This window comes from Rhizobium sp. BR 317, from assembly GCF_047445835.1.
Lineage (GTDB): Bacteria > Pseudomonadota > Alphaproteobacteria > Rhizobiales > Rhizobiaceae > Rhizobium > Rhizobium paranaense.
On the sequence record NZ_JARWLB010000004.1, the window covers coordinates 1 to 21,202 of the forward strand.

The 21,202-nt window shown below is 60.3% G+C and carries 21 protein-coding genes; 13 read left to right on the plus strand and 8 right to left on the minus strand.

Translation table 11 applies throughout. The features are described from left to right. The coding region (locus tag QD357_RS07410; RefSeq protein ID WP_414124127.1) for a cytochrome b at window positions 1–512 on the minus strand (512 nt) is incomplete at its 3' end. Between the two features lie 14 nt (window positions 513–526). After that, the gene (gene petA / locus QD357_RS07415; protein WP_107108666.1) at window positions 527–1,105 is read right to left on the minus strand and encodes a ubiquinol-cytochrome c reductase iron-sulfur subunit; all 579 of its coding nucleotides are present in this window, start codon (window positions 1,103–1,105) and stop codon (window positions 527–529) included. A gap of 471 nt (window positions 1,106–1,576) precedes the next feature. Between petA and QD357_RS07420 the strand changes: the two genes are divergently transcribed. After that, a complete protein-coding gene (locus tag QD357_RS07420) occupies window positions 1,577–2,524 on the plus strand; it encodes an endonuclease/exonuclease/phosphatase family protein (protein ID WP_107108848.1) in 948 nt (315 codons plus the stop codon). A 31-nt stretch (window positions 2,525–2,555) separates the two neighbouring features. Here the strand turns inward: QD357_RS07420 and QD357_RS07425 are convergent, their stop codons facing one another. Beyond that, window positions 2,556–4,418, minus strand: a complete 1,863-nt coding sequence (locus tag QD357_RS07425; protein WP_107108667.1) for an ABC transporter ATP-binding protein — start codon at window positions 4,416–4,418, stop codon at window positions 2,556–2,558. Window positions 4,419–4,602: 184 nt separating this feature from the next. Between QD357_RS07425 and QD357_RS07430 the strand changes: the two genes are divergently transcribed. Together QD357_RS07430 and QD357_RS07435 are read left to right on the plus strand one after the other, a co-directional pair. After that, entirely contained in the window at window positions 4,603–4,908 is a 306-nt protein-coding gene (locus tag QD357_RS07430; RefSeq protein ID WP_107108668.1) for a type II toxin-antitoxin system RelE/ParE family toxin, read from the plus strand. Next, on the plus strand, window positions 4,901–5,191 hold the full coding sequence (locus QD357_RS07435) for an addiction module antidote protein (RefSeq protein ID WP_107108669.1): 291 nt from the start codon (window positions 4,901–4,903) through the stop codon (window positions 5,189–5,191). Before QD357_RS07430 ends, QD357_RS07435 begins: the two co-directional genes overlap by 8 nt. Before the next feature lie 104 nt (window positions 5,192–5,295). On the opposite strand, the gene QD357_RS07440 is transcribed toward QD357_RS07435, so the two are convergent. Then, window positions 5,296–7,149, minus strand: a complete 1,854-nt coding sequence (locus QD357_RS07440) for an ABC transporter ATP-binding protein (RefSeq protein WP_107108670.1) — start codon at window positions 7,147–7,149, stop codon at window positions 5,296–5,298. A gap of 394 nt (window positions 7,150–7,543) precedes the next feature. Between QD357_RS07440 and QD357_RS07445 the strand changes: the two genes are divergently transcribed. From QD357_RS07445 to QD357_RS07460, 4 genes are all read left to right on the plus strand, one after another. Continuing rightward, window positions 7,544–8,005: a tRNA (cytidine(34)-2'-O)-methyltransferase gene (locus QD357_RS07445; RefSeq protein ID WP_107108671.1), complete on the plus strand. Its 462-nt coding sequence runs from the start codon at window positions 7,544–7,546 to the stop codon at window positions 8,003–8,005. A gap of 119 nt (window positions 8,006–8,124) precedes the next feature. Continuing rightward, window positions 8,125–9,282: a hypothetical protein gene (locus QD357_RS07450; protein WP_107108672.1), complete on the plus strand. Its 1,158-nt coding sequence runs from the start codon at window positions 8,125–8,127 to the stop codon at window positions 9,280–9,282. 212 nt (window positions 9,283–9,494) lie between these two features. Continuing rightward, window positions 9,495–11,138: a Na/Pi cotransporter family protein gene (locus QD357_RS07455; RefSeq protein WP_107108673.1), complete on the plus strand. Its 1,644-nt coding sequence runs from the start codon at window positions 9,495–9,497 to the stop codon at window positions 11,136–11,138. 130 nt (window positions 11,139–11,268) lie between these two features. After that, on the plus strand, window positions 11,269–11,679 hold the full coding sequence (locus QD357_RS07460) for a VOC family protein (protein WP_107108674.1): 411 nt from the start codon (window positions 11,269–11,271) through the stop codon (window positions 11,677–11,679). 15 nt (window positions 11,680–11,694) lie between these two features. Here QD357_RS07460 and QD357_RS07465 read toward each other — a convergent pair whose 3' ends face one another. Beyond that, window positions 11,695–11,955, minus strand: a complete 261-nt coding sequence (locus QD357_RS07465; RefSeq protein WP_107108675.1) for a hypothetical protein — start codon at window positions 11,953–11,955, stop codon at window positions 11,695–11,697. A 169-nt stretch (window positions 11,956–12,124) separates the two neighbouring features. On the opposite strand from QD357_RS07465, the gene hemF reads away from it, so the two are divergent. The 3 genes from hemF (at window position 12,125) to QD357_RS07480 (ending at window position 13,724) form a co-directional block, all read left to right on the plus strand. After that, window positions 12,125–13,036: an oxygen-dependent coproporphyrinogen oxidase gene (gene hemF / locus QD357_RS07470; protein WP_107108676.1), complete on the plus strand. Its 912-nt coding sequence runs from the start codon at window positions 12,125–12,127 to the stop codon at window positions 13,034–13,036. Window positions 13,037–13,126: 90 nt separating this feature from the next. Next, window positions 13,127–13,405, plus strand: a complete 279-nt coding sequence (locus tag QD357_RS07475; RefSeq protein ID WP_107108677.1) for a hypothetical protein — start codon at window positions 13,127–13,129, stop codon at window positions 13,403–13,405. A 133-nt stretch (window positions 13,406–13,538) separates the two neighbouring features. Beyond that, entirely contained in the window at window positions 13,539–13,724 is a 186-nt protein-coding gene (locus tag QD357_RS07480; RefSeq protein WP_104825157.1) for a DUF1059 domain-containing protein, read from the plus strand. A 17-nt stretch (window positions 13,725–13,741) separates the two neighbouring features. Here the strand turns inward: QD357_RS07480 and QD357_RS07485 are convergent, their stop codons facing one another. Genes QD357_RS07485 through QD357_RS07495 form a run of 3 tightly spaced genes read right to left on the minus strand, consistent with a single transcriptional unit; the run spans window position 13,742 to window position 16,250 of the window. Beyond that, a complete protein-coding gene (locus tag QD357_RS07485; RefSeq protein ID WP_107108678.1) occupies window positions 13,742–14,998 on the minus strand; it encodes a CCA tRNA nucleotidyltransferase in 1,257 nt (418 codons plus the stop codon). Beyond that, complete coding sequence (locus tag QD357_RS07490; RefSeq protein WP_107108679.1) at window positions 14,995–15,630, minus strand: NUDIX hydrolase; 636 nt, start codon at window positions 15,628–15,630, stop codon at window positions 14,995–14,997. Before QD357_RS07490 ends, QD357_RS07485 begins: the two co-directional genes overlap by 4 nt. Further along, window positions 15,627–16,250 (minus strand): DUF1285 domain-containing protein, encoded by a 624-nt coding sequence (locus tag QD357_RS07495; protein WP_107108680.1) that lies wholly within the window; start codon window positions 16,248–16,250, stop codon window positions 15,627–15,629. Before QD357_RS07495 ends, QD357_RS07490 begins: the two co-directional genes overlap by 4 nt. A 168-nt stretch (window positions 16,251–16,418) precedes the next feature. On the opposite strand from QD357_RS07495, the gene QD357_RS07500 reads away from it, so the two are divergent. The 3 genes from QD357_RS07500 to QD357_RS07510 are packed head-to-tail and all read left to right on the plus strand — an operon-like array spanning window position 16,419 to window position 21,202. After that, window positions 16,419–17,432 (plus strand): AAA family ATPase, encoded by a 1,014-nt coding sequence (locus QD357_RS07500; protein WP_107108681.1) that lies wholly within the window; start codon window positions 16,419–16,421, stop codon window positions 17,430–17,432. A 27-nt stretch (window positions 17,433–17,459) separates the two neighbouring features. Further along, window positions 17,460–18,380 (plus strand): DUF58 domain-containing protein, encoded by a 921-nt coding sequence (locus QD357_RS07505; protein WP_107108682.1) that lies wholly within the window; start codon window positions 17,460–17,462, stop codon window positions 18,378–18,380. Next, window positions 18,377–21,202 (plus strand): DUF4159 domain-containing protein, encoded by a 2,826-nt coding sequence (locus QD357_RS07510; protein ID WP_107108683.1) that lies wholly within the window; start codon window positions 18,377–18,379, stop codon window positions 21,200–21,202. Before QD357_RS07505 ends, QD357_RS07510 begins: the two co-directional genes overlap by 4 nt.

The window sequence follows — 21,202 nt, forward strand, 5'->3', positions numbered from 1 at the left end:
ACCCAGGGGAAGGCCGAGAAGAAGCCGGTGATGACGGTCGCCCCCCAAAACGACATCTGACCCCAGGGCAGAACATAGCCCATGAAGGCCGTCGCCATCATCAGGAGATAGATGATCACGCCGAGGATCCAGAGGATTTCGCGCGGCGCCTTGTAGGAGCCGTAATAAAGACCGCGGGCGATGTGCAGATAGACCGCCACGAAGAAGAACGAAGCGCCGTTGGCGTGCATGTAGCGCAGCAGCCAACCATGATTGACGTCGCGGACGATCTTTTCGACCGAGTTGAAGGCGATCGTCGTATCGGCCGCATAATGCATGGCGAGAACGACGCCGGTCAGGATCTGCAGGACCAGCATCACGGCCAGCATGGCGCCGAACGTATAGGCATAGTTCAGATTGCGCGGGACCGGATAGGCGATGAAACTGTCATAGACCATACGCGGCAGCGGCAGCCGCGCGTCGACCCATTTTTCGAGCCCCGTAGATGGCTCGTAAGACGAATGACCACTCATGATTCAGTTCCCCCTCAACCGACCTTGATCTTTTTTTCTGCGGTGAACGCATATACTGGAATGGCGAGGTTCTGGGGCGCAGGCCCATGGCGGATGCGACCGGCGGTATCATAGACCGAACCGTGGCAGGGACAGAACCAGCCACCATATTCTCCCGCCTGACCGAGCGGTATACAGCCGAGATGCGTGCAGACGCCGACCATGACAAGCCAGTTCTCCTTCCCATCACCGGCCGAACGGGCCACATCGGTGGCTTGCGCATCGGCCGGGAGATTGGCATTGCGGGCAACCGGGTCCTTCAGATCAGAGATCTGCGCACCCTTCGCATCGTCGATTTCCTTCTGCGTGCGATTGCGGATGAAGACCGGCTTGCCGCGCCATTTCACCGTCATCGACATGCCGGGTTCCAGGCTCGAGACGTCGACTTCGATGGAAGCAAGAGCGAGCGCCGAGGCATCCGGCCGCATCTGGTCGATAAACGGCCAGGCGACCGCGACGGCGCCTACTGCGCCAGCCATGCCCGTCGTCAGATAAAGGAAATCTCGGCGAGTCGGCTCGCCCGTGGTTTCACCTGTCGTAGTATGCTCGCTCAATGCCGGACCATCCTCTTCCGCAAAACCCGCAGCTAGGCGCTGCGGTACCCCCTCACTAACGACGAATCAACGCGACCATAATTCCGCCATAGATTCCTCCGTAACCCGCCGCGTTCTAAGCTTGATCGCAAATTATGTCCAGTCTTGGCAAGGGGTGGGGGCACAATGTCGCGGGAAAACTGCACTATTTAGCCGCAAGCGCCGGACTTAGAATCCACGCCATCGCTTAAGCAGGCGTAAGCACATGAAATATCATCAGATATGCATAATAGTTTTTCGCAATGCACCGCGAAAGAAACGGCGATTTCAATGCTGCATTGCAACATAGTCGACCGCATCCTGACGATTGATTGATGCTAAGTCTTACTTCCTACTCCTTAAATCCGAGTGGATTTAAGCAGTGACTTGTGTGCCTTTATGATGCCGCCGCCGCTCTCAAAGCCACCGACGAATACGGCTGAGGACATGACTATGAGACACACGATCTACTGCGTTCTATGCGTCCTTGCCACATTGGCGCTGGCCATCCTTGCGGCGCGTTATGTAACCGATCTCTGGCTGCTCGCCTTCTTTGAAAGCCTGCAGACCCACATCAGCCTTTTCGGCATCGCGCTTGCCCTGCTCGCCCTTCTCTTCAAGCGGCATTGGTATGCGGTTTTCCTGCTGGCTGTCGGTGCCGGGCTTACCGTCCATTCCGTCGTGATGCTGCGCGAATACGCCGCCTCGCCTCCGATGAACCCGCCGGCAGTCGCCGATGAGAGCAAGAGCTTCACCCTACTCTCTTTCAATATTGAAGACAGTAACTTCGAAAACGGCGCACGGATCGCTGATCTCATCGTCAACTCGAAAGCCGATGTCGTGGAAATCTTCGAGGCCGGCCCGATCCAATCGGAACTGAAGCGGATAACCAAAGTCTATCCCAACTATATCGGCTGCGGCATCATGACCACCGATTGCGATTCCCTACTGCTGTCGAAACGGCCGTTCCAGACGCAGGTAATGCGCAGTCTCGGCAGCCTCTGGGACAATCGTTTTGTGCTGGCGACCATCGATATGGACGGTCAGCCGGTCAACTTTGCCTCCGCTCATCTCAGTAAACCCTATTTCGACGAGTTTCATGAAATAGAGTTGGATATCCTCGGTCCGATCCTAAAGGATGTTCAGGGGCCGCTGATCCTTGCCGGCGATTTCAACGCCTCGGTCATTGCACCCGATATGCGGGCCTTCCTCAATGACACCAGTCTACGCCACGCCTTCCCTGAACCCGCCACCTGGCCGATCATAGCCGGCGGCTATGGCATCTCCATCGATCATGTTTTCGCGCGCGCCCCGCTGCGGCTGAAATCCGTACAGCAGATACCCGATGCCATGGGATCGAACCATTTCGGGCTGATGACGGAATTCAGCGTTTCGAAATAACGCTTTGATTTTGCGCAAGCTTGTGCGGGAACTACTCGGCTTCGGCTGCTATGAAGCCGCCGGACTGACGCGCCCATAGTTCTGAATAGAGACCGCCCCGGGCAATCAGTTCGTCGTGGGCGCCCTCTTCAATGATCCTGCCCTTGTCGATGACGATCAGCCGGTCGAGCTTGGCGATGGTCGATAGGCGATGTGCGATCGCGAGCACCGTCTTGCCCTCCATCAATGCTTCCAGATTGGACTGTAGCGCCGCCTCGACCTCGGAATCCAACGCCGACGTCGCCTCATCCAGCACCAGGATCGGCGCGTCCTTCAACATGACGCGGGCAATCGCGATGCGCTGGCGTTGGCCACCGGATAATTTGACCCCCCGTTCGCCAACATGGGCGGCATAGCCCTTGCGGCCCTTCTGATCCTCCAGCGTCACAATAAACTGGTCCGCCTCCGCCCGCCGGGTCGCCTGTGCCATCTGCTCCTCGCTCGCCTCCGGACGGCCAAAGAGGATATTGTCGCGAATGGAACGATTGAGCAGCGCAGTGTCCTGCGTCACCATGCCAACCTCTCCACGCAGCGACTCCTGCCGCACCGTGGCGATATCCTGGCCATCGATCAGGATGCGCCCGCCTTCGAGATCATAGAAACGCAGCAGCAGATTGACGAGCGTCGTCTTGCCGGCACCGGAGCGACCGACAATGCCGACCTTCTCGCCGGCACGGACCGTCAACGAAAAATCGTCGATGACGCCGCTGCCGCGACCATAGTGGAAGCTCACGCGCTCGAAGCGGATTTCCGGACGGACAATCTGCAGGTCTCTGGCGCCCGGACGATCGACCAGGCCGATCGGCTCGGAGATCATCTCAGCAGAATTCTGGATCGTGCCGAGATTGCGCATGATCGCATTGAACTGCGCCATCATGCGGCCGAAGAGCATATTGAGCCGCAGTACCATGCTGAGCGTGAAGGCGACGCCGCCGGTGGAAATCTCGCCGGCGAGCCAGAGGTGGATGGCGAGCGCCGCAATCGTCGTGATCATCACCCCGGACAGGAGCGCCAGCGACGAGCGCACGCCGGTCAGAAGCCGCGTGAACGGCATGACGGCGCCTTGGAAGTGATCGAAGCCGTTGCGGATATAATCGTCGTTCTGCTCCTCGCGGCCGAAAAGTTTCAGCGTCTGGATATTGGCATAGGTGTCGACCATGCGGCCGTTCAACATCGACGACGCCTCGGCGGCGTTGCGCGCATGGCGCCGGATGCGCGGCACGAAATAGCGGGCGAGCAGTGAAAAGATACCGATCCAGACCGCGATCACCAGCGCAAGGCGCCAATCGAGCCCGCCGACCAGCGCTATGGTCGAGGCAGCATAGATGATGATGAACCAGACCACCTGCAGCAGCGACACGACGAGATCGCCCGTCGACTGCCCCGCCGACCAGACCTTGGTGACGATGCGGCCGGAGAAATCGTTCTGGAAGAAGCTCACCGACTGGCGCGCGACATGTACATAGGCCTGCCAGCGCACGAGATTGAGAAAGCCGGGCACAACCACCTGCTCCTCGACCAGCGCCCCGAGACTGACCACAACGAAACGGACGACCAGCACGACGAAAACCATGCCGAGCAGCGCGCCACCGTGGCCTGACAGCAACCCTGCCCAGCCCGCGCCCGGCTGCACCTTGTCCAGGATGTCGACGAGATGCCCGACAAACCAGAACAGCGCCGCCTCCAGCACCGCCACCGCGCCGCCGAGCGCCGCCATCGCCAAAAACGGCCCCTTCGCCTGGCCGACATAATACCAGATGAAAGCCCAAAGCGACCGCGGCGGACGCAGATCGCCAGTGCGGTAGTAGGGATCAATCCAGGTTTCGAACAGGCGATAGACGGAACGGATCAGCATCCCAGCGATATAGGAGGTTTCACCGGGGGAGCAAAGGAAAGTGAGTGGTTATGGAATCTTATATTTTTGTCATGTTCCACAATTGGAGGCTGCAGTACAAAGTCACCAATGAGTCGGAATTCAGAACCATGTCTATTTCAGCTTGATACTCATACTATTGTGATTTATATATTACGGACGCTCCATGCTTCGCATACTCCAGACAGTTACTTATCAACGCTGGGAACGCCGGCTTCGGGATGAGCGCGCTCGAGCGGCGATTGCTGCACGACTTTCCCGCTTAGCATTTGGTCTTATGGGAGACATCAAACCGGTCGGCGACGGCGTGAATGAAATGCGTATCCATTACGGACCGGGCTACCGAGTCTATTTTGTTCAACGCGGCGGAGAGATCATTATCCTCCTGTGTGGCGGCGATAAGAGCAGCCAAGCCAGGGATATCGAACAAGCGAAAATGCTCGCCAAAAATGCGGACGAATTTGATGCCTGAGAAATTAATCCCGTACGATCCCGCAGAGGCGCTGACTTCCAACGACGCCGTCGATGAATTCATGAGGGACGCCTTTGAAAGCGGTGACGCAGGATATATCGCCCATGCGCTCGGCGTCGTCGCCCGCACAAAAGGCATGACTGGAATAGCGAAAGAGACTGGTAAGGCGCGGGAAGCGCTCTACCGCTCCTTCGCATCGGATGGCAACCCGACGCTGAAGTCCGTCCTTGCAGTAATGCAATCGCTTGGATTTGAACTAACGGTCAAACGACACAACATTTGACATAGTGGGAACCGCCGCAGGGATGGCCCGTAACCTCTTTCAGCCAGATCTCAGCAATAAATAGCCTCAACAAAAAAGGGCGAGCCCGAAGCCCGCCCCTCTTCTCATTCCGCGGCCGCCTCGGCCTCTTCGTGATCCGCCAGGAACCCGCCGGACTGCCGGTTCCAAAGGTCGGCATAGATGCCGCCGTGTTGGACCAGATCGTGATGGGTGCCCGTCTCGATGATGCGGCCCTTGTCCAGCACGATGAGGCGGTCCATCTCGGTCAGCGTCGACAGCCGGTGGGCGATGGCGATTACCGTCTTGCCCTGCATCAGCGCGAAGAGGTTTTCCTGGATCGCCGCTTCCACTTCGGAATCGAGCGCCGAGGTCGCCTCGTCCAGCACCAGGATCGGCGCGTCCTTCAGGAAGACGCGGGCAATCGCGATACGCTGCCGCTGGCCGCCGGAAAGCTTGACGCCGCGCTCACCGACCTGGGCGTCGAGCCCCGTGCGGCCCTGCATATCCGACAGCCCTTCGATGAACTCCCAGGCATTGGCGCGCTTGGCCGCCTGGATCACCTCCGCATCGGTCGCCTCCGGATGACCGTAGGCGATGTTGTCGCGGATCGAGCGATGCAGCAGCGATGTGTCCTGCGTCACCACACCGATCAGCGAGCGCAGGCTATCCTGTGTCACCTTGGCGATATCCTGGCCATCGATGGTGATGCGCCCGTTTTCGAGATCGTAGAAACGCAGCAGCAGGTTCATCAGTGTCGTCTTGCCAGCGCCGGAGCGGCCGACGAGACCAACCTTCTCACCCGCCTGGATATCGAAAGTCAGATTGTCGATGACACCTTTGGCCTTGCCGTAATGGAAGCGGACATGATCGAAGTGGATCGCCCCCTGCTTGGCCGTGATCGCGGGAGCTGCCGGCACGTCGACGATGTCATGCGGCTTCGTCAGCATCTCGATACCGTCATAGATCGTGCCGATGTTCTCGAACAGCGCCGAGACTTCCCACATGATCCATTGCGACATGCCGTTGACGCGCATGGCAAGCCCGATGGCGATGGCAATGGCGCCGATCGAGATTGAACCGCTCAGCCAGAACCAGATCGACAGTGCCGAGATGACGAACAAAGCCACGCAGTTGTTGACGTAAACCGCGATGTAGAACAGCGTCACCTTGCGCATCTGCCCGTAGACGGTCTGCAGGAATTCGCTCATGCCGGCCTTGGCATAGCCCTCTTCACGGCCCGCATGCGAAAACAGCTTCACCGTCGCGATGTTCGTATAGCTGTCGACCACCCGCCCCGTCATCGTAGAGCGTGCATCGGCCTGAGCGGCTGCGATCTTGCGCAGTCGCGGCACGAAATAGCTGACGATGCCGACATAGATTATGAGCCACGCCAGGATCGGCAGCATCAGCCGCCAGTCCGCTGCAGCGATGACCAGGATCATCGACAGGAAATAGGTGACGACATAGACGAAGACATCGAGGATCTTCATCACCGCTTCGCGCACGGCAAGCGATGTCTGCATCACCTTGGTGGCGACGCGGCCAGCGAACTCGTTAGCAAAGAAGGTCATGCTGTGGCGCAGCAGGAAGCGATGCATCTGCCAGCGGGCAATCATCGGATAATTGCCGAGCAGCACCTGGTGCATGATAATGGAATCGAGCACGGCCGCCAGCGGCAGGCCGACCAGCACCATCGCGCCCATCCAGAAGAGCTTATGCCACTCCGTTTGCAGGAATGTCGCCTTGTCCGCATGCGACAGCCAATCGACGATAGCGCCCAGGAACTGGAACAAAGCCACTTCGCCGATGGCGATCAGCATAGTGAGAACGGCCATAGCGATCAGCCAGGGCGCGGCCGGCTTGGTATAATGCCAGCAGAAGGCAAAGAGACCCCGCGGCGGGACGTCCGGCACTTCGCTCGGAAAAGGGTTTAGTCGCTGTTCGAACCAGCCAAACATGAAATGCTCCAAAGACTCGACCCTTCGGCTACCACTTCCGCGTCTAAAGGGACCGCAGGCTGATATGGTGGCCGGGTGATGAAAGAACGAGGCCCTATCGGCCGCGCAATGAATCAAAAGGGGGAAACTTGCAAAACGCGCCTTAAAGCGCCTGTATCATCGCCATGGGATCACGGCCGGGAGGCGCATCATCACAAACAAATTATTCATCTGAGCCTCCTCTGTCGCAAGTTGTAGAGCGGTTGTGTTTTACCGTGCATTGATCGCGTTGAAAAGCGAAATGTGCCTAAAAACACGCCGGAATCTTCAATTCTCCTGATGAGGACATCACGGAAACCAGGGGGATTCGACAAAAAGCGAAGACAACTCTCGGCAATTTCGTTAGTTGCAGAATATGACTTCGCTGCGCATTGCCCTCTATCAGCCCGACATTCCCGGCAACACCGGCACGATCCTCCGACTCGCCGCTTGCCTCGGCCTTGGCGTCGACATCATCGAGCCGGCAGGTTTCGACATATCGGATCGCAATCTCAAGCGCGCCGGCATGGATTACCTCGCCGCCGTCGCGCTGACGCGGCATGTCAATTGGGAGCGTTTCGAAGCCTGGTGGGCGGAAAGCGGGCGGCGTTTGGTGCTCGCCTCCACCAAAGCAGCCGAACGCTATACGGATTTCGCCTTTCGCAAAGACGACATCCTGCTCTTCGGCCGAGAGAGCGCCGGCGTGCCCGATCATGTGCATGAAAAGGCCGATGGCCGCATCCTGATCCCGATGGTTGGCGGACAGCGCTCGATCAATGTCGCCATGTCCGCGGCGATGATTTCGGGTGAGGCGCTGCGGCAGACGAACTGGTCGTAAATGTCGCGGCAAATCTGGGTGCCACGACGGCCAATTGTCGTTGGCACGTCGGGTAAAGTGTGAGAAGCTTTTTCTGGAATGCTTTACCTAACCTAACGGCAGCTTTGGCGAGGTGACCCATGTTCCAGACGGCATTCACGCTCACCCTCACTCAATTCGCGCGCACCCTCAGCCTCCCCGAGCGGCTACAGCGCTCGCCGCTACGCAATCTCACCCTGGAAGCTCTTCGCCAGCGCAACACTGCGCTCGACGCGCTGTTTTATGACGTCAAGGTCATCACCCCGGATGAGGCCTTCTACCTCAGCGGCTCGCTTGCGGCTGAAGGCTCGATCATGATCGTGCCGCCGAGCGGCGGGGCTGCGATCACACTCTGCGAAACGCTGGAGGAGTTCGCGCTTCGCGGCGGCGGCAATGCCCCGGCACTGGCCATCGCGGGCATCGGTGGCTCCGCCCTTGGTGCGGCCGCCTTCGCCCGCAATGTCGCTGACGCGATCGGCGCGCCGGTCGCCGTCGTCGTCTCCGGATATGGCCTGGCCGACATCGTCACCGAGGCTTTTGGCGGCCACTTCTTCTTCGGCCATCTGAGGGGTCTACGACCGGTCTTCGAAATGCTGGACGATTTTGCTGGGCGGCCGAAATTCGGAGCCACCGACAAGAATGATGGCGAAACGGCCTCGCGCACCAGCCTCGATACCAGGACTGTGCGTGCGCTTCTTGCCGACCCCCGCTTCTCCTTCCGCCTGCTGGCCGGCCACTCGAAAGGCAATCTGGTTATTTCGGCCGCCCTTCACGACCTCTACAAGCAGGATCAAGTCCGCGCCGAGACGTTGGCGAAGAGATTGAAGATCGTCACTATCGGCACCCGCATCGCCATGCCACCGATCTTTACTGATGTCGTCGATATCATCGGCGAATGGGACTGGTTCGGCGAGATGAACTCCAGACCATTCATTTCGACCGATCAGCACATTCCGCATGCCTGGCACCACACCAACACGGATTTGGCTGGCCACCTGCCTGTCACCAGAGTGCTGAAAGAGATCTTGGCCGATGCCACGATTTCGCAGGAGTCTGAAGCGGCGCCGACCCTGCATGTGGTGGCCGAGCCGGAGGCGTCGAAAGCCGAAACCACCGTCCCACGGTCTTCGGAGCGCACGACGCGGCGGCCCGCAACGATCGATAAGGTGAAAGAAGCCTTCTCTGAAAAAACGTTGCCCGACATCCCGCCGAGAAAAACCGACCGATCCGGTGAAATGCAGCCGCCGAAGCCGCATTAAAATCAGGCGCTCCGCAAATATTGTTCAGATATGTCGCTCGCAGTGTTGAAGCGCGGGCCATAAGAGGCATATTATATTTAGCCGGCAATCAAATCGCCGCCCGTTCATCGGACAGGAAAAAGCACTGAAAATCATGCCTTTTCAGAAGCTTATGCTTGATTTCCGATAATTGCTGAAAACACGATGGCATGAGAAAGACATAAAAAGACGAAATGGAATCCACCATCGTGATGATCAATTTGTTCGGCGCCGTTGCTTTGCTGCTGTTCGGCCTCGCGCAAGTAAAGGATGGTGTATCACGCGCCTTCGGCGCCAAACTCAGAACCGGTCTTGCCAGCGGCACGCGTAGCGGGCTCCGCTCCTTCACCTCCGGTTTCGTGGCGACGGTGGCACTGCAGAGCTCGACCGCAACGGCGCTGATGATCGCCTCGTTCGTGGAGCGCGAGCTTGTCTTGCCGAGCATGGCGCAGATCGTGTTGCTCGGCGCCAATGTCGGTACCGCCGTGACAGCCTGGATCGTCGCGACCGGTATCGAATGGCTGTCGCCGCTGCTCGTTCTCGTCGGCATCGTGCTCTATCGCCGCTCGTCCACCGCCAAACAAGGCGCCGGTGCGGCGCTGATCGGCATTGGCCTCATGCTGCTGTCGCTGCAATTGCTGAGCCTTGCCACTGCGCCGATGCGGCAATCGCCGGCGCTTGCCGCCTTTATTGAGCTGCTCGACGGCGCCCTGCCCGTGGCTTTGATCTTTTCAGCCGTGCTCGCTTTCGTTTCGTCGTCCAGCCTTGCCATGGTCGTGCTGATCCTGTCGCTCGCCTCGACTGGCATCCTTTCTCCGGCCCTGACAGTCGCACTCGTGCTCGGCGCCAATCTCGGCGGCGCGATCCCGCCGGTCATGGCCACCCTCTCCGGCCCTGCCACTGCGCGGCGGGTGACGCTCGGCAATCTGATCGTGCGCACCATCGGGTGCCTCATCGTTCTGCCCTTTGCGGGCTATATCGGCGCGTGGCTGCAAGCCCTGCATTTTTCGCCGGCCAAGCTGCCCGTCGACGTCCATCTGCTCTTCAATATCGCCCTCGCGCTCTGCGCTTGGCCCTTCTCGTCCTTCCTGTCGAAAACAATGCAGCGGCTCGTGGCCAACGATCCGCAGGCCGACGACGGACCGAAATTTCTCGATCATAACGCGCTCAACACGCCAGTCGTCGCACTTGCCAGTGCGACGCGCGAGGTTCTGGGCGTCGGCGACCTCATCGAGCGCATGCTGATCCGCACGGAAAACGCCTTCAACAACAATGATCTGACGCCTCTGAAGGAAATTGCGGTTCTGGAGAAGCGCGTCGACCGGATCCAGCAGGAGGTGAAGATCTATCTCTCCAAGCTCGGGCGCGAAGGATTGGACGACGAAAACGGCCGCCGCTCGATCGTCATCATCGACTATGCCATCAACCTCGAACATATCGGCGACATCATCGAAAAGGGTCTGGCCGAACAGGTGGCGAAAAAGATCGGCAAAGGTCTGACCTTCTCCGACGATGGCTATCAGGAGCTGCAGAGCCTTTTCAAGCTGACGATCGATAATCTGCGCATCGCCCAGACCATCTTCGTCACCCGCGATTTCAACCTCGCCCGCCAACTCATGGAGGTGAAGGTCGACGTTCGCCGGCTAGAGAAGCAATCCTCCGAGCGCCACCTCGAACGCCTGCGCGACGGCCGTGTCGACAGCCTGCAGACCAGCTCGCTGCACCTCGACATGCTGCGCGACCTGAAGCGCATCAATGCCCACATCGTCTCGGTGGCGCATCCGATCCTGGATGAAAGCGGGCTGCTGATCGAGAGCCGGTTGCGAAACACGCAATAGCCGCTTCGACCTCCCCATCCTTGTGTTTTGATTTCGCTCAGCAATACAGAGATTTCCCCGGCATTACATTATCGCCACTTTAGAAGCCTATGTTGTAGGGCATTCTCAGATGACAGATGGAGGAAACGTCATGCGTCTGGATGCCTATCTGATCTTTGACGGCGATTGCCGGCAAGCCCTCGAGTTCTACCACCAATGCCTTGGCGGTGAACTCACTATCATGGACTACAGCCATCCGAATGTGGCGAGCCAAACGCCGGAGCACTGGCGCGAGAAAGTCATGCATGCGCGGCTGACGGTCGGCGATGCGGTCTTGATGGCTTCTGACGGCAGGCCGGGTGAAACCGGCAAGAAATACGGTTTTTCGATCTCCGTTCAAATTGACAGGGCGGAAGAAGCGGAGAAACTGTTTGCGGCGCTGCAGGAGGGCGGCACGGTGACCATGCCGATCGATGAAACCTTCTGGGCAGAGCGTTTCGGCATGCTGGTCGACAAATTCGGCGTGCCGTGGATGATCAATTGCCAGCGTTCGACCGCCTGAAGACATTCCGCCGATTCAATCGGCGGACGGCAGGCGTCGCATGGTGAATTCGATGCGATCGCCTTCCACCTGCCGCCAGCTTTCGACTTCGGTCCAATAGGCGGCTTTCGGAAATTCATCGAACCACTCGCGCGCCTTGGCGCGCGCTTCCGGGCGGCTGAGACAAAAAGTCTCGCGGACAAAATCACTTTTCCCGCCGGCGGACGCTTCCTGCCGGTAACGTGATATTCTGCGTCTCAACCCGTCAAGGGGCGGCGGTCCGGGTATCTTCATCATGAAACCTCGCCTTCGAGAGGGAAGATAATACCGCATTTGGCAATTTGCGAGTCGATTCTCCGGCGAGCCCAGCGCGCTGGTGACGATGCGATGATGCTGATATTCAAACCGGGAATCGACCTTACGAGAATCGCGGGCCTATAGCGGCCCGCATCGCCGGAGAGCATGCATGGAACGACCGGAACTTCCCAAGGGACTACCCGAGGACATCGAAGAGAAGAAAGAAGCGGCAAAGGGCTGGTTTGAAAGCCTGCGGGACGCGATCTGCGCCCAGTTCGAACAGTTGGAAGACGAGCTTGCCGGCCCCCTCTCCGCTCAGGAGCCGGGGCGTTTCGTCGCCAAGGATTGGCTGCGGGAGAATGGTGAAGGCGGCGGCGGACGCATGTCGATCATGGAAGGCCGTGTCTTCGAAAAGGTCGGCGTGCATACGTCCACCGTTTACGGCGAATTCTCGCCCGATTTCCGCAGTCAGATTCCGGGCGCCGAGGAAGATCCGCGCTTCTGGGCTTCCGGCCTGTCACTGATCGCCCACCCCGTCAACCCGAATGTCCCGACCGTGCATATGAATACGCGGATGGTGGTGACGACCAGCCACTGGTTCGGCGGCGGCGCCGACCTGACGCCGGTGCTCAACCGGCGCCGCACACAGGAGGATGCCGACAGCGTCCTCTTCCATCGCGCGATGCAGATTGTTTGCGATCGTCATACGGTTGCAGATTATCAGCGCTATAAGACCTGGTGCGACGATTACTTTTATTTGAAGCATCGCAATGAGCCGCGCGGCATCGGCGGCATTTTCTTCGACTGGCTGCATTCTGGGGAGGAAGCAGGTGGTTGGGACGCCGATTTCGCCTTCACGCGCGATGTCGGGCGTGCCTTTTCGATGGTCTATCCGCGGATCGTGCGCTCGAACTTCAATGAAGTATGGTCCGAGGAGGATCGTGACGAACAATTAATTCGTCGCGGACGCTATGTGGAGTTCAATTTACTCTACGATAGGGGTACAATATTTGGGTTGAAGACAGGGGGCAACGTAGAGTCGATCTTATCGTCCTTGCCACCCGTCGTGCGTTGGCCCTAGAATGGCAAATGCTAATAAAAGAAAACCCTTGAATTAGTTCGGAGGAGTACCGAGGTTAGGTAATGCTCGTTTCAATCGGAGGAGGTTGTAATGGCAGTACAGAATCAAGTGGCAGAAACCGCGAATGACCGAAAACTTTCGCGGGCAGTCGATACGCCGGAATTCGTCGTGCGGCTGGCTGAAGACATGAGGATCAGAAGCGGGTCGGATCTGCCACTCTCCTGCTTCATCGAGCAGGTCAGAATGCAATTGGCAGGCAAGTCGCCAAGCGACGTCGCCCGCATCGTATCCGATCGCCCGGCAAGACAAGCGCCCATTCCGAAGTATCAATCTTCGGATTGCTTCAAATCCTGGGCCATGCCGGATTGATATACCGGAACATCGTCCGGCAGGGTGGAGGCCCTGCCGGACGTCCGAAACCTTTCCCCACCTTTTGCGTTTTGACCTTCAGGCCGTTTGTGGCGTGAAGTCTTTTATGGCGTCAAAATATCAGGAGGCAGATATGCGACTGTTCGAATGTGGTACTCTGGTGCCCGGCTGCGACTGGCACACTCGGGCCAATGATGATGCCGAAGTGGTTCGCCGCGCTGTCGAGCACATGCGCAACGCCCATGGCGAGACGATCATCCGCGAAAACATGGTCGACAACATCAAGGCCCGCATTCGCGACGAAGCAAGCGCCGCCTGATCATTGGACCATAAGCATCAGGACTCGATCAGTTCCTTGAGCCGGGCGAGAAGAGCCGCCCGGTCCATAGCGAAATTGCTGTCGACCCATTGCTGCTCGAGTTTACCCAAGATATCGCCGACACGAGGCCCTGCGCCAACGCCGGCGGCAAGCGCATCTGCGCCATTGACCGGAAAGACCGGCTTCTTCCAGCGTGCCGTCCGCTCCAGCAATTTACCGAGCCGTGCAGCGCGCGCCATCTCCTCGAAATCGCCTTCCGCCTTGCCCCGAGCAACGGCAAGCGCCAGTTTCAGGCGCGCGGCAATGCCGGGTGCATCATGGCGGTAGAGCAAACGATTAAAGGCTGCTTCAGACACATCGTCCTTGATGCCGGGCGCATTCGCCCAGTCCTGCAAATAGCCCGCTTCGGCCTTCGACAACTTGAGCCGTTCGCCAAGCTTTGCCAGCCTCGCGGCATCCGGCGGCACAATGGCGGCCAGCCGCAGCAGCGGATCGGGCGCCCAGCCGAGCGCCTGTTCTGTCGCTATAAGCGCGGGAATGGCGTCGATGCCCCACTTCTCGGTTTCCGGCAGCACCTCGGTCAAAATGCCGACCTGCCGCATCCAGAGCAACACCCGGCCTGGATCTTTGGCCGCAAGCAGCTTCTTCATCTCCGACCAGACACGCTCGGCCGAAAGCGCCGCGATCTTCGAGCGCGCGGCCGCGCAGGCGCGCAATCCGTCCGCATCCGGTCTTCCGCTGCCGTAATAGGCGAAAAAGCGAAAGAAACGCAGGATCCGCAGATGATCCTCGGCAATCCGCGTCGCCGCATCGCCAATGAAACGGATATTGCGGCGTTCCAGATCGGCAAGCCCGCCGATCATATCGACGACTGCGCCATCGGCAGAGGCATAGAGCGCGTTGATCGTGAGATCGCGCCGCTCGGCATCGGCCTGCCAATCATCGCTGAAAGCCACCCGCGCACGCCGGCCGTCCGTTTCAACATCGCGCCGCAAGGTAGTGATTTCGAAAGGCTTTCCGTCGATGACCAGCGTCACCGTCCCATGCGCGATGCCCGTCGGCACCGCCTTGATGCCGGCGGCAACGGCCCTTTCTACGACGGTCTCGGGCAGCAATGTCGTGGCGATATCGATATCGGCTACCGGTAGCCCGAGCAGGCTGTTGCGCACAGCTCCGCCGACGACACGCCCCTCGCCGCCATCGGCGTTCAACAGTGCCAGCACCCGCTGCAGCGCTCCGTCCTGGAACCAGGCCTCACCAGCAATGGAGGTCATGAATAGAGCCTTTCGTAAAGCGTGCGGACAATGCCGGCGGTAATGCCCCAGATCATACGCGGGCCATAGGGCATGCGGTAAAAATGTCGCTCCATCCCCTGCCAGACCATGCTGTCGGTCACATGATGGCCGGGATTCATGAGGAAGGAGAGCGGCACTTCGAAAGCATCCTCGACTTCGGTGGGATTGAGAGCCAGTTCGAAGCCGGGCTTGACCACGGCGAGGATCGGCGTGATGCGGAAGCCGGTCGCAGCCAGATAATAGGGCAACCGAGCCACCGGCTCGATGAAAACATCCGCCAATCCGATCTCTTCGCCCGCCTCGCGAACCGCTGCCATTTCCGGCGAAGCATCCTCCGGGTCGATGGTGCCGCCGGGAAAGGCGATCTGGCCGGAATGTTTGCGCAATGTCGAGGTGCGCAGCGTGAAGATGACATTGGCGTCGTCGCCATCGTCCACCACGGGCACCAGCACTGCGGCATCGCGCAGCTTCAGGCCTTCGACTTGCAAAATGGTGTCCCGATTGAGCGCGTGGTCGCCATGGTCGCGCCACGCAAGCTCGATCGGACCGCCGCTCTGATTGAGCGCACGGCGCCGGAACTCGGCGGCGGAATAAAGCGGGAATTCGCTCATCGCGTCAACGCGTCCAATTCGGCGACCGGCATGACTGGAAAGATCGTGCCGCCCGAACGCACGCAAAACATCTCGCGCCCCGCGATCACAACGGTCTCGCCGAGCTCGACAAGATCATACATCACCGCGCGCGTCACCAGCGCCTCCAGACGGCCGCGAACATGGAGATAGGGCTTCAGCTCGTCGTTCTCGCCGCGGATGACGAAACGGATCGGATGCTCCCTGCCCGCCTCGACAACGTCGCCGACATTGGTGCGGAACGTTAGTACCCGCTTGCCTTCGCGCTCGGTCACGCTCATTTCGACGGCGATGAAGGGCGCGTCGACGACGCGGATACCGACCTTTTCCACAGGCGTAACGAGATAGGTCTTTTGATCCGCATCCCTGCGCAGCACCGTCGAAAACAGCCGGACCAGTGGCGCACGGCCGATCGGCGTTCCCATGTAAAACCAGGTGCCATCAGCACGGATTTCCATGTCGATATCGCCGCAAAATGGCGGATTCCAGCGATCGACGGGCGGCAGGCTCTTCTTGCGTCCGCCGGCATCTCCGGCCGCGCGCGAAATCAGCGCAGCCAGACTTGCCGCATCGCTCGCCGCTCTGATTTCCTCGGTTGCCATTCTTCCGTCCCGGTTTGTGCTTAGTTACGAATACGACCGCCTCTCACGAGATAGTCATTCGAAACGTGCTTGTCAGCTATCTTCATGGCGATAAGTTCTATTGATTATGGGGCAAATGTGTAAGGTCTGCGAATCGCGCGTACCGTTTTTCTGCCGTTGGAGACGCAAATGGGCATGATCAAATCGACCGAAACGAGCCTCGACGACCAGGCCATCATCGCATCCGCCGAACAGGCGTTGAAAGATATCGCCTCCATACGCGCCGAAGTCTCCAAGGTCATTTTCGGCCAGGAAAGCGTCGTGGAGAACACGCTTCTTGCCGTGCTGGCCGGCGGTCATGCTCTGCTCGTCGGCGTGCCCGGCCTCGCCAAGACCAAGCTGGTGACCACGCTCGGCGCCGTTCTCGGCCTCGCCGCCAACCGTGTCCAGTTCACCCCGGACCTTATGCCGTCCGACATCCTGGGCTCGGAAGTCATGGACCAGGATGAGACCGGTCGCCGCTCCTTCCGCTTCGTCAAGGGGCCGGTCTTTGCGCAATTGCTGATGGCCGACGAAATCAACCGCGCTTCGCCGCGCACGCAATCGGCGCTGCTGCAGTCCATGCAGGAGTATCATGTCACCATCGCCGGGCAGCGCTACGATTTGCCTGCGCCGTTCCATGTCCTGGCAACCCAGAACCCGCTGGAACAGGAAGGCACCTATCCGCTGCCGGAGGCGCAGCTCGACCGCTTCCTGCTGCAGGTCGATGTCGATTATCCGGAGCTTGCCGACGAACGCAAGATCCTGCTTGAAACCACCGGCCTCAGCGAAGCGACGCCTCATGCCGTGATCGATGCCGCGCGCTTGATGGAAATCCAGAAGTTGATCCGCCAGATGCCCGTCAGCGACGGCGTCGTCGACGCCATCCTGTCCCTGGTGCGTTCCGCGCGCCCCGGCCAAGGCAATGAAGCGACAGACAAGCATGTCGCCTGGGGTCCTGGCCCGCGCGCCGGCCAGGCAATGATGCTCTGCGCCCGCGCCCGTGCGCTTTATGAAGGCCGGCTTGCGCCGTCGCTCGACGATGTGCACGCCCTGGCCGAGCCGGTGCTGGAGCATCGCATGGCGCTGACCTTTGCTGCCCGCGCAGACGGCATGTCGGTACGAGACGTGATTGCCGGGTTGATCAAGCGATCGAGATCGTAACCCAGGATGTCAAGGAGAGTATAGCGCGTGGCATCCATCGGACAGATCGTCAGCCCGACCCCAGGCAATGATGCCCTCTCCCGAGCCCGCAGCCGTGCTGCCCTCGTGCCGGATTGCCTTGTCGAAGCCAAGCGCATCGCCAACACCGTGATTGCCGGCTGGCATGGCCGGCGCAAGCGCGGCATCGGCGAAAATTTCTGGCAATTCCGCCCCTATACCGAGGGCGAGAGCCTGTCCCGCATCGACTGGCGCCGCTCGGCCCGTGACGATCATACCTATATCCGCGACCATGAATGGGAAGCGGCCCACACCATCTGGCTCTGGGCCGACATGTCGCCGTCGATGATGTACAAATCAACCTACGGCCATGTCTCGAAGGAAGGCCGTGCTCTGGTGCTGATGCTGGCGCTCGCCGAAATCCTCGCCCGTTCCGGCGAAAGGATCGGTTGCCCCGGCATCATGGAGCCGGTCTCCGCCCGCAACGCCGCCGAACGGCTGGCGGCCGCCCTGATGCACACGCCGCTCGAAGGTGGCCTGCCGCAGACCACCATGATCCGCGGCTGGAGCGATATCGTGCTGATCGGCGACTTTCTGGACGAAGCCGACAGCGTCATGGGCCGGATCGGACCGCTGGCCCGCCGCGGATTGCGCGGCCACGTGGTCGAGGTCGCCGACCCTGCCGAAGAGGTCTTCCCCTATAGCGGCCGCACCGAATTCACGGATCCGGAAAACGGCGCGAAGCTGGTGGCTGGCCGCGCGGAAAACCTGCGTGAAGATTACCAGCGCGCCTATCTCGCCCGCCGCGAAAACCTCGGCCAGTCCCTGCGTCATCTCGGCTGGACCTTCGTGAGCCACCGCACCGACCGGCTGGCATCGGAAGCGTTGGTCGCCGTGCATATGTATCTCTCCGGCATGCCCGCCAAAGCGACGCTTGGGGGGCAGCCATGAACGCGCTTTCCTTCGCTTTCGCTTCCCCAGCCATCCTCAGCGCATTGATCCTGCTTCCGGCGATCTGGTGGCTGCTGCGCCTGACGCCGCCGCATCCGAGAGCGGAAGTCTTTCCGCCGCTGCGTATCCTGGCAAAGATCCTGAAGCGCGAGGAAACGCCTGCGCGCAGCCCATGGTGGTTGACGCTGCTGCGTATGATCCTTGCGACTCTGGTCATCCTCGCCATCGCCAATCCGATGTTCAATCCGCGGAGCAATACGCTGTCGAGCGGCGGACCTTTGGTGCTGCTCATCGACAATAGCTGGGCGAGTGCCGCCGATTGGGAGCGCCGTGTGCAGACGGCCGATGCGCTGATCGACGACGCGGACGCCAAAAGCATCCCCGTCTCCATCGCCTTCACCGCAGATCGGAGCAACGACACCACGCCGGGCGCCGCTGCCGCCGCCCGTGACAAGCTGCACGCGGCCAATGCAAGGCCGCTGGTGCCTGATCGCCAGCGCGCCGCCCAGGCCATCAAGGCCGCGTTGAATGGCACGAAGCCGGGCACGATCGCCTTCCTTTCCGACGGCGCCGAAAGCAGGGACAAGGACGATATCGTCAACCAGCTTGCCACCCTGGAGCCCAGCGATCTGCGGCTGATCCAAAGCGATGGCAACGAGGTACTGGCAATCACCGGCGCCACCAATGCCGCCGACAACATGACTGTCACCGCGACACGGCTGAACGGCAGCAGCCCGCTGCGGCTGGGGCTCAGCGCACTGGACAATCAGGGTCGGCCGATCGCGGCTGGCTCATTGAATTTCGCCGGCGGCCAGACGGTCGCGACCGGCACCATCGCTGCCCCCTTCGAAATGCGCAATGATTTCGCCCGCATCAGCATCGACCGCCATGCGAGCGCCGGCGCCGTGCATCTCCTCGACGACGGTTTCAAGCGTCGCCGTGTGGCGCTGCTGTCCGGACAGGCGGCCGACGAGTTCCAGCCGATCCTGTCGCCGCTCTATTACATCCAGCGCGCCCTGCAGCCCTATGCCGATCTGGTCCAACCGAACAGCGCGGATCTGGCGAAGTCGATCCCCGAGCTGCTCGCCGGCAATCCCTCCGTCATCATCATTGCCGATGTCGGCCGCCTGCCGCAGGAAAGCTACGCGCCGTTGCAGCAATGGATCCAGAACGGCGGTACGCTGGTGCGCTTCGCCGGACCGCGCCTTGCAGCCGCTCCCGCCGACGATCCGCTGGTGCCGGTTACGTTGCGCCAGGGCGAGCGCACCTTCGGCGGCGCGCTCTCCTGGGCCGAGCCACAGCCGCTTGCCGATTTCCCCTCCTTCGGCCCCTTCGCCGGCATGCCGAAGCCGACCAATGTTCTCATCAAGCGCCAGGTGCTAGCTGAGCCCACACCCGATCTTGCTGAACGCACCTGGGCAAGCCTTGCCGACGGAACGCCGTTGGTGACCGAAAAGCAGATGCAGGCCGGTCGCATCGTTCTCTTCCATGTCAGTGCCGAACCTGAATGGTCCGATCTGCCGATCTCGGGCGATTTCGTCGAGATGCTGCGCCGTATCGTGCAACTTTCCCGCTCCGGCGGCGTCAACTCGGCCGAAAGCACCCCGAAGACCAGCGAAGCGCTGCCGCCATTCCGGCTATTGACCGCCAAGGGCGTGCTGACGAGCGAGACCGGCAATGCCCGCCCGCTCACTCCAAACAACAAAGACGCAATCGCGGCCAACTTCGACAACCCGCCCGGCCTTTATGGCTCGGAAGAGGGCTTTACAGCGCTCAACGTCCTACCCGATGGCGCAGAACTCAAGCCGCTGGATGTCTCCGGCGCGGGCGTATCCGTGACGCGTGAGGGGCTGATCGGCGGCGAGGCTTGGTCGGCCAAGCCGATCCTCTTCACCATTGCCTTCCTGGTGCTTCTAGCAGACAGCCTGATCGTGCTTTTCATGAACGGTGCCTTCCCGCGTCTCAGAAGATCGACGAAGACAATCGCCGGCGGTGCCGCCGTGCTGTTGCTCGCAATCTCGGTTGCCGCCTTCCTGCATCCGACGAATTCCTGGGCCGACGATTCCAAACCCGGCGACGACACTACCTATCAGCGGCTCGACAAGACCCATCTTGCCTATGTCGTCACCGGCGAATCCGACGTCGATCATATTTCCGAGCGTGGACTTGCCGGCCTCTCCGATTTCCTCACCTACCGCACGACTCTGGAGCCGGGTCCGCCTGTCGGTTTGGATCTCAGCAAGGATGAGCTTGCCTTCTATCCCATCATCTATTGGCCGATTTCCGCCACCGCGCCGATGCCGTCCACCGATGCCATCAACCGCATCGACGCCTATATGCGCAATGGCGGCACCGTGCTGTTCGACACGCGCGACGCTATCGATACGATGGGCGACAACACCACGCCGAGCCCGAACGGCCAGCGGCTGCAGGCGATCCTCGCCAATCTCGACATTCCGGCGCTAGAGCCGGTGCCGGCCGGTCATGTGCTCACGAAATCCTTCTACCTGCTGTCCAGCTTTCCCGGCCGCTACGCCGATAGCCCGCTGTGGATCGAGGCGCGGCAGGATACGCGCGGCGACGGCCATGCGGTCGCTTCGTCAGACGGCGTGACCCCGATCATGATCACCGGCAACGACTTCGCCGGCGCCTGGGCGACCGACGACAATGGCTCGCCGCTGCTGCCGACCGTGCCGCCGGACGAAACCCAGCGCGAATATGCCTACCGCACCGGCGTCAACATCATGATGTACATGCTGACCGGCAACTATAAGTCCGATCAGGTGCACATCCCGGATATTCTGGAACGGTTGGGGCAGTAA